Consider the following 7,227-nt stretch of genomic DNA (forward strand, 5'->3'; position numbering starts at 1 on the left):
GCTGCTCGCTCCAGCCTTCCGGCACCACACCGGCGGCCAAGGGGCTGGGGCCAGCCGAAGGAGCTGGCGGAGCGGTGGGCTCAGCAGGTGTTTCAAAGCGCTCCGTGCTGGTCGCATCGAGCTTCAGGCTCTCATCGCGCATGGTGACGGCGCGGCTTTCGTCGACCGTCACTTCCTTCGGCTTGCGGCAGGCGGGCAGCAGCAGCGCCACGACGAGGCACGCGGAGATTCCCCGGATTTTCATCGCGCCGCCGATAGCGGCGGGCCCCGCAACGTGCAAGGCCATTCCGAGAGTGAAAACGGCGAAGCCTTGATCCTGAATGGCTAACTAGGTGAATGGGGAGTATCCAAAAGCGCGAAAAACTCCTTCGCGGGCTGGCAATCCCTCCCCTAGTGTCCCCGCGGCGTGAGCGAAATCCGATATTTCAACCGGCACACTGGACGCGAGGAGACCGAGCAGGTCTATGGCGAAGGCTTCCTGAAATTCACCTATGGCAACCCGCTGGGGGCCCTGCCGCTGCACGCGATGGTCAAGCGCGGTGGTTTCTCGCGCTGGTATGGGCGGCGGATGGACAGCCCGGCGACCAAGGCAAAGGTCGCCCCTTTCATTGCTCAGTATGGCTTGGATGCCGCCGAATTCGCCGACGCGCCGGACAGCTATGCGACCTTCAATGAGTTCTTCTATCGCAAGCTTAAGCCGGAAGCGCGTCCGATCGCGGACACGGCGGTAGTCTTTCCGGCGGACGGGCGACACCTTGGCTTTCAGAAAGCCAATGAGATCAGCGGGGTCTTCGTGAAGGGCCAACGCTGGGATCTCGAAAAGCTTTTGGGCGATGCCTCTCTCGCAGCCAAGTATGCGAATGGTTCGCTGGTGCTGTCGCGGCTCTGCCCGGTGGACTACCATCGCTTCCACTTCCCCGCTGCGGGGACGCCCGGGCCGGTGAAGACTTTTGAGGGGCCGCTATTCTCGGTCTCCCCCCTCGCCCTGCGCCGGCGCTTGGCCTACCTCTGGGAGAACAAGCGGACCCTGACGAAGCTGGAGACGCCGGACCTGGGCACTGTGCTTTTGTTAGAGATCGGCGCGACCTGTGTCGGCACCATTCATCAGACCTTCACCCCCGGCCAACCGGTGGCGAAGGGTGCGGAGAAAGGTTACTTCGCTTTCGGAGGTTCCTCCACGATCACCATCTTCGAGCCGGGCGCGGTGAAGCTCGCGGCGGATCTGGTGGAGTGCTCGGCGAAGCAGGTGGAGCTCTATGCCAAGGTGGGGACGGCGATGGCGGAGCGGGCCAGTTAGAAGATCCGCTGGATCATCGTCGAAATGAAGGTGCCCAGCCAAGTCACCACGGGGATGCTCTCCAGGAAAAGGGCGGTCAAGATGTAGAGGCGCAAGGTCTCCCAGCGCTCCCGCCTGCGTGACGCGAAGTAAATGGCAAACCATCCGGCGATGGGGGCCAGCGTTGCGCAAACGATAAAAGCTTCCTCAAAGGGAAGGTCCGGGACAAAGGCGGTCGTTACCGCGATGCCGGGCATCGTCAGGGCACAAGCAGCGGCAAGCCAAGAGAACAGATTCCGCTCTCCCGGCCGCTCGAGATCGATCCAGTCACCCGAAGGAACAAGCTCGGCTTCCTCCACAGAACCGGTCCACGCCCAAAGCTGAACATCCCAGCCGATCACCGACATCGGAGAAGCGCGGACCGCGGTTTCCACCATCCTGCAATCCTTGCCATCGACGGCACCGCCTTCCAGCCCCTCGTATTCGAGGAAGGCATCAAGATTGTCACCAGCCCGGACCCGGAACACGTCACCCCAGACCCAAGAGTCGGCTTGAGGATCGAGGACCAGAGCCGGAAACCAGCCAATCTTGAGAAGCTTGCCGCGGATCACTGCGGCGGACACCCACTCGGCACCTTTCAGGCGCCCGGCATTTGAGGCGCGCCTCCGCAGGGGACCGTATACAAACACCAGTTCGACGGCTTGAGGACGAAGCGGCATCATCAAAATCGGATTGCCGCGAAGGCCACGAGCAGGGAAACCAAGAGGGTGCTAACCGCCAGGCCGGTGCATTGCCAGCGGATGGGTGCCCAGCCCTCGCCACGCTTACCCGCAAAGAACACCGCGGCGAGCGCCAGCAGGGGCCCGGCGAAGATCCAGGAGGTGATGGCACCGAGCATGAGAGACCAAGTGAAAGGGCTGGGGATGTGGAAGAAGAATGAGATCTGTGCGAAGACGATCCCCACGATCATAAAGACCGCGAGAAGCGTGAAGGTCGGGAAGGGCCTGCCGCCGGTGTGCGCCAGCCAGTCACCGCCGGGGACCTCCTTGCTTTCATCCACCTCACCCTTCCAGACGTAGGCCCAGACCATCTCGGCCCTGCCACCATCGGCAGTTTCGACCACGCACTCGACCTGGGTCCGGCGGTATTCGCTGCCTTCGATCTCACCGGCGGCGAGACCTTCGAATTCGTCGAGTGCCCTCAGTTGTTCGGGATCGACGCCATAGACCTCACCGGTGACGAGCCCCGTGCCGCGGTCGCGCACCAGGCCGGGATACCAGGAGATGGTGTAGAGCTTCCCGGCCACGTGGGCAGGCCCGACGAACTTCGCGCCATTCATCCGGAAGCCGTTCGAGCCACCGCGGCGCAAGGTGCCGTAAACGAAGACCAGCTCGCGGGCAGACCCGCTTTCCAGCAGCTCCAAGGACATCGCGGGGACTTTAACCAAACGAGGACAGGGCTCCGAGCAAGAATGCGCACAAAGCAACGACGGCCGGTATCGAGCACAAACCCAAGAGCGGGAACAGCAGGCGGCGTAAACCCTGCCAGCGCTCGCGGCGGCGCTGGCCAAGCCAAGCCGCGTAAAGTCCTACCGGCGCCTCAAGGATGATCAGGAACACGATAGTCGCCATGATAGGCTCATGAGTCATGTCCATCCACAGGTCGGACATCCTTGCGGAAAACGATCCGAGCGCCAGAAATCCCAAGGGGGAGGACAGCAGACACAAGACGGCAATGATCGTGCAGAGCGGAGCTTGCCGAGGACTCGCCCAATCCAACCAATCGCCATTGGGAACGAGGCGGGCGGCGGCGGGCGAGCCGGTCCATTCCCAGACGCTCGCTTGCCACGGCGCCTGACCGAGGTTCAGCGGATGCACGTCCACTTGGCTCAGGCGAAAATCGGTGACCGTGATCAAGCCGCCTGCCTCCGTCTCGTACCCAAGCATCGACTGCAGGAGGGCGGATGGCATGCGGTAGAGATCTCCCGTCACGTAGCCGTGGCCTTCGCCAGGCACAAAGCAGGCGAGGCCAGAGACTTCGTAGAGCCCGCCCTTGGCCAGACCCACGCAAACATATTCAGCGCCATCGAGGACATAGGCTTCCGACATGCCTTGGCGGAAGCTGCCCACCACGAAGACCAGCACCGGTTTGTCTTCGCTCATGGTTTCCTTGATTCTCCGTTCTAACGGACACCGATCGCTTGATCCCCGGCGAAGTAGGTCTGCTTGTGGCCGCGCGCTTCGTAGTCGGCGACCCGCCAGCGCGCATCACTCTCAGTGATGTTGGCGTGGACCAGATAGAGATTGCCGTGATCGTCCTGCCGCCAGACCGCCCAGGTGGGGAATTCCTCGCGGGGCACCACGGCCCACCATCCGGATTCATCGTGGCCCCAGCGCACGCCCATGCCGGCAGCCACGCTGCGGAGCATTTCCAATTCGCTCGCCGCTTGTCCCGCGTCGAGCAAGGTGGCCGGGGATTGCTTGCCCGTGGAATCGGCGGTGTGGACGGGCAGCGCGGAAAGCGGACAACCTGGACCGCCCGGTTCGCCCAAGCGATGGTAGGGACCGTATTGAGTCTCCATGGCGTCAGATGGTCCCGCCTCAAACAGCCACCGGCAAGCGGATACTGCCGCCCTATCGGAAGCCACCGCCAAACCCACAGGTGGCACCAGCGATGGCATAGAGGCCCGCCACGATGGCCCAGAGCACGTAACCGATCATCACCAGGTTTCGGAGGCAGCCCCATTTTTCGCCCCGCTTCTTGGCAAAATTGAGCGCCACGAATCCTACGATCGGTCCGCCGAAAAACAGCACGGCACCAATACCAAGATAGGTCTGACTTGCCTCACGGGACTGCTGGGAGCTGGCAATGCTGGCGGAGATGGCCGCGGCGAAGAGCAGAGGTATCATCAAAGCCACGACCATGGCATGCGGGCTCGCACGGGGTGACACATGATCGATCCAGTCACCGGACTCAACCTTCAGGACATCTTCGAGTGGATGCTTCCAGACCCATGCGACCGCAGTTTGCTCCCTGTCTTCGGGATCGAATCGCAAGGCCACCGGCGAATGCCCGGCTGCCTGTTGCAGGCGGTCCAGCTCTTGGAAATGCCCGGGGCCCACCCGATAGAGATCGCAGGTCACTGCCGTGCCGGCGGGGTCCAAGCACAGGTAGGCCTTGGAGCCCGCGGCATACAAAAATCCGGAGACCTCGACCGTACGGAGATAGTCCCCGCCTTCCGTGAGCTTCGCTTGCGAGCCGCCGCGACGGAGCGGGCCGTGAACCAGAACGAGTCTATACCCGGTATCCGACTTCATCGTTCAGATACAGCTTGAGGGCATCCATCCCTTCTTCCAGCTCCGCGGAGATCGGGATCACGCGGACTTTCGGGAAGCGCTGTTCCAAGGCCTTCAAGTTTTCCTCCGCACCATCGATGTCCATCTTGTTGGCGATGATCATCCACGGGAAGCGGGCGAGCTCTTCATCATACTCGCTGATCTCCTTGCGGAGGATCTGGATGTCGGAGATCGGGTCGCGGCCCTCGCTGCCGGCGATATCGACGACGAAGAGGAGGACGCGGCAGCGGGTGATGTGGCGCAAGAACTCGTGGCCGAGGCCGCGGTTCTCATGCGCGCCTTCGATCAGGCCGGGGATGTCCGCGACGGTGCAGCGGCGGAAGCCGCCGAACTCGACCACGCCGACGCTGGGCTGGAGGGTCGTGAAGGGATAGGCCGCCACCTTCGGGTGGGCATGGGAAAGCTTTCCAAGCAGGGTCGACTTACCCGCGTTCGGGAAGCCGACGAGACCGGCATCCGCGATGCGGCGGAGCTCCAGGTAGTAAACGCCGGACTCACCTTCCTCACCGGGGGTCGACTCGGTGGGCGTGCGGTGGGTGGGGGTGGCGAAGTTCGAGTTGCCGAGGCCGCCCTTGCCGCCCTTGCAGAGGACGAATTTCTGGCCGTATTCGGTGAGATCGGCAATCGGCTCGAGGTCGATGCCCTCGTCGCCACGCTCGAATTCCACCGCTTCCTGGACCGTGGCGGCATTGCTCTTATAGACCACGGTGCCCGGCGGAACCTTCGCGATGACGACATCCCCGCCCTTGCCGGTCTTGCGGACACCACCACCGTTCACGCCCTTCTTGGCGATCAGCTTCGGATCGTAATGGAACTGGCGCAGGTTGTCGGTGGAAGGGTCCACGATCAGGACCACGTCGCCACCCTTGCCACCATCGCCGCCATCCGGGCCGCCGCGGGGCACGAATTTCTCCCGGCGGAAGGAGACGGCTCCATTCCCGCCGTCGCCGGCCTTGGCAAAGATGCGGATGTGGTCGATGAACATGGCTGCGGAGACGGGTCAATGCGCCAGCTTATACCTTCGCGTCCAGCCATTTCCCGCGGAAATGCACCCAGGCGAAGACGAAAGCCTGGGTAATCAGGTCCAGCGAGAAGACCACCCAGACCACCCGCAGGTCAAACCAAGGGATCTTGGATTGGCCAAACCACCACAGAACGCCGACGCGGTAGAAGATCATACTGCCGAAGGACCACTGCATCACGATCTTGGTCGCCCCGGCGACGCGCATGGAGGTCTTCAGGATGATGCAGGACGCAAAAAAGGGCTGTGCGGCGGCGCAAATCAGCACCGCGGGGGACGCGAGGTGCTGGAGGACGCTGCTGTCCGGCGCCATGAAGGCAATCAGGTGATCGCGCGCGAAGATGAAGATGATGCCCATGCAGCCCATGAGCGTGGCCGCGATCTTCCAGCACAGGCGCACCGAGCGCACGGCCATCTCCTTCGAGCCCGCGCCGAGATACTGGCCCACCAAGGCCCCGGCGGCGGTGGCGATGGCCCAGCCAGGCAGGAAGCTCATCGATTCCACGCGGATCGCGAGCATGTGGGCGCCCAGGTTCCCATCGCCCAACAGATTGATAGCGTGCATGCTATAAGCCTGAATGCCCCACATGAAGGCAATCTCCAGCATCTGGGGTGAGCCGACGCGGAGAATCCGGGCGATGGTCTCGCGGTGAAGGCGCAGGCTGGGGAGCGACCATCCCAAGAAGCCATCGCCGCGGGTGAGCAGGAGCGAGACGGTGATCAAGCCGGCGATCCAGCCGCTGACAGTCCCTGCCGCGATGCCGCCGACGCCATGGCCGCCGTAAGGGGCGGGCCCAAGTGCCAGCAAGGAGCTGACGCTCATGTTCACCACATTCACCACGCACATGCCGATGAAGGGCGTGCGGGTGTCCCCTGCCCCGCGGAGGGCGGCATTGATCGCAAACATGGCCCCGCTGAAGGGCCCGGAGATCGCGAGGGTGCGAAGGAAGATTTCCGCGTGGCGGGAGGCTTCCGGGCTGAGCTGGATCGCATGGATCAGCGCCGGAATGCCCAATTGCAGGGCGACCAGGGAGAGTATCCCGGCGGCGATGCCAAGCCACAGGCCCTGGCCGAGCCCGCGGTTCGCGAGAATGGAATCGCGGGCGCCGGTGGCCCGGGAGACGAGGGCCATGACCCCGGTGGCGACGGCCCCTTGCAGGATATTGAAGAACCACCCGACGTAGGTCCCGAGCCCCATCGCATCGAGGATCGCGACCCGGTCGTGGCCATCGCCGATCCGCCCGGCGATGATGGCATCCGTGAAGCCGACGCAGAAGGCCAGGACCTGCTCCAGCAGCGGCCAGAAGGCCAGCACCCAGATCTGCCCGCCCAAGGAGAGGTCAGCCAAGCGGCCTGCCAGCCTCACTTCCGGAACCGCGCGCTGGCTCGCCTCTACACTCAGTCCCGGTTTCGCCATGCGTCGCCGCGAGCGGTAGCGGGTCGCCTGCGGGAATTCAACTGCGGCGGCAGTTGTAAGTTTGTAAGTGGTAAAACGCCATCTCCGGTCGGCTACCGACTCTTCTTCGCGCGGTGCTTCTTGAAGATCTCCAAGGTGCGGTCGCGCTCGCGGGAAT

Annotated in this window: 9 protein-coding genes; 1 reads left to right on the forward strand and 8 read right to left on the reverse strand. The window is 63.5% G+C overall.

The features are described 5' to 3' along the window. Nucleotides 1-286 (reverse strand): hypothetical protein (locus BV071_RS07935; protein WP_035604699.1); only part of this gene is annotated, 286 nt, incomplete at its 3' end. Nucleotides 287-406: 120 nt separating this feature from the next. On the opposite strand from BV071_RS07935, the gene BV071_RS07940 reads away from it, so the two are divergent. Further along, nucleotides 407-1,297 carry a phosphatidylserine decarboxylase gene (locus BV071_RS07940; RefSeq protein ID WP_035604702.1) on the forward strand — a complete coding sequence of 297 codons (891 nt, stop codon included), beginning with the start codon at nucleotides 407-409 and terminating at the stop codon, nucleotides 1,295-1,297. Here BV071_RS07940 and BV071_RS07945 read toward each other — a convergent pair. The 7 genes from BV071_RS07945 to BV071_RS07975 all read right to left on the reverse strand — a co-directional run. After that, the gene (locus BV071_RS07945) at nucleotides 1,294-1,998 is read right to left on the reverse strand and encodes a gamma-glutamylcyclotransferase (protein ID WP_035604705.1); all 705 of its coding nucleotides are present in this window, start codon (nucleotides 1,996-1,998) and stop codon (nucleotides 1,294-1,296) included. The genes BV071_RS07940 and BV071_RS07945 overlap by 4 nt on opposite strands. Continuing rightward, nucleotides 1,998-2,705, reverse strand: coding sequence for a gamma-glutamylcyclotransferase family protein (locus BV071_RS32660; RefSeq protein ID WP_052573039.1), 708 nt, complete (start codon nucleotides 2,703-2,705; stop codon nucleotides 1,998-2,000). The genes BV071_RS07945 and BV071_RS32660 overlap by 1 nt, the downstream gene beginning before the upstream one ends. Nucleotides 2,706-2,715: 10 nt before the next feature. Continuing rightward, on the reverse strand, nucleotides 2,716-3,438 hold the full coding sequence (locus BV071_RS07955; protein WP_035604708.1) for a gamma-glutamylcyclotransferase: 723 nt from the start codon (nucleotides 3,436-3,438) through the stop codon (nucleotides 2,716-2,718). Between the two features lie 20 nt (nucleotides 3,439-3,458). After that, nucleotides 3,459-3,857, reverse strand: coding sequence for a hypothetical protein (locus BV071_RS35240; RefSeq protein WP_265594201.1), 399 nt, complete (start codon nucleotides 3,855-3,857; stop codon nucleotides 3,459-3,461). Nucleotides 3,858-3,909: 52 nt separating this feature from the next. Beyond that, complete coding sequence (locus tag BV071_RS07965; RefSeq protein ID WP_035604711.1) at nucleotides 3,910-4,593, reverse strand: gamma-glutamylcyclotransferase; 684 nt, start codon at nucleotides 4,591-4,593, stop codon at nucleotides 3,910-3,912. Continuing rightward, entirely contained in the window at nucleotides 4,571-5,617 is a 1,047-nt protein-coding gene (obgE, locus tag BV071_RS07970; protein ID WP_035604714.1) for a GTPase ObgE, read from the reverse strand. Before obgE ends, BV071_RS07965 begins: the two co-directional genes overlap by 23 nt. Before the next feature lie 28 nt (nucleotides 5,618-5,645). Then, on the reverse strand, nucleotides 5,646-7,227 hold a 1,582-nt coding region (locus BV071_RS07975), incomplete at its 5' end, for an MATE family efflux transporter (protein ID WP_265594202.1).

Origin of the sequence: Haloferula sp. BvORR071, assembly GCF_000739615.1 — a bacterium.
Taxonomy (GTDB): Bacteria; Verrucomicrobiota; Verrucomicrobiia; order Verrucomicrobiales; family Akkermansiaceae; genus Haloferula.

Excerpts from the sequence above, each read along its gene's own strand:
- BV071_RS07945 (WP_035604705.1), bottom strand. The coding sequence starts at position 1,998 with ATGATGCCGCTTCGTCCTCAAGCCGTCGAACTGGTGTTTGTATACGGT.
- BV071_RS07965 (WP_035604711.1), bottom strand. The coding sequence starts at position 4,593 with ATGAAGTCGGATACCGGGTATAGACTCGTTCTGGTTCACGGCCCGCTC.
- BV071_RS32660 (WP_052573039.1), bottom strand. The coding sequence starts at position 2,705 with ATGTCCTTGGAGCTGCTGGAAAGCGGGTCTGCCCGCGAGCTGGTCTTC.
- BV071_RS07955 (WP_035604708.1), bottom strand. The coding sequence starts at position 3,438 with ATGAGCGAAGACAAACCGGTGCTGGTCTTCGTGGTGGGCAGCTTCCGC.
- BV071_RS35240 (WP_265594201.1), bottom strand. The coding sequence starts at position 3,857 with ATGGAGACTCAATACGGTCCCTACCATCGCTTGGGCGAACCGGGCGGT.
- obgE (WP_035604714.1), bottom strand. The coding sequence starts at position 5,617 with ATGTTCATCGACCACATCCGCATCTTTGCCAAGGCCGGCGACGGCGGG.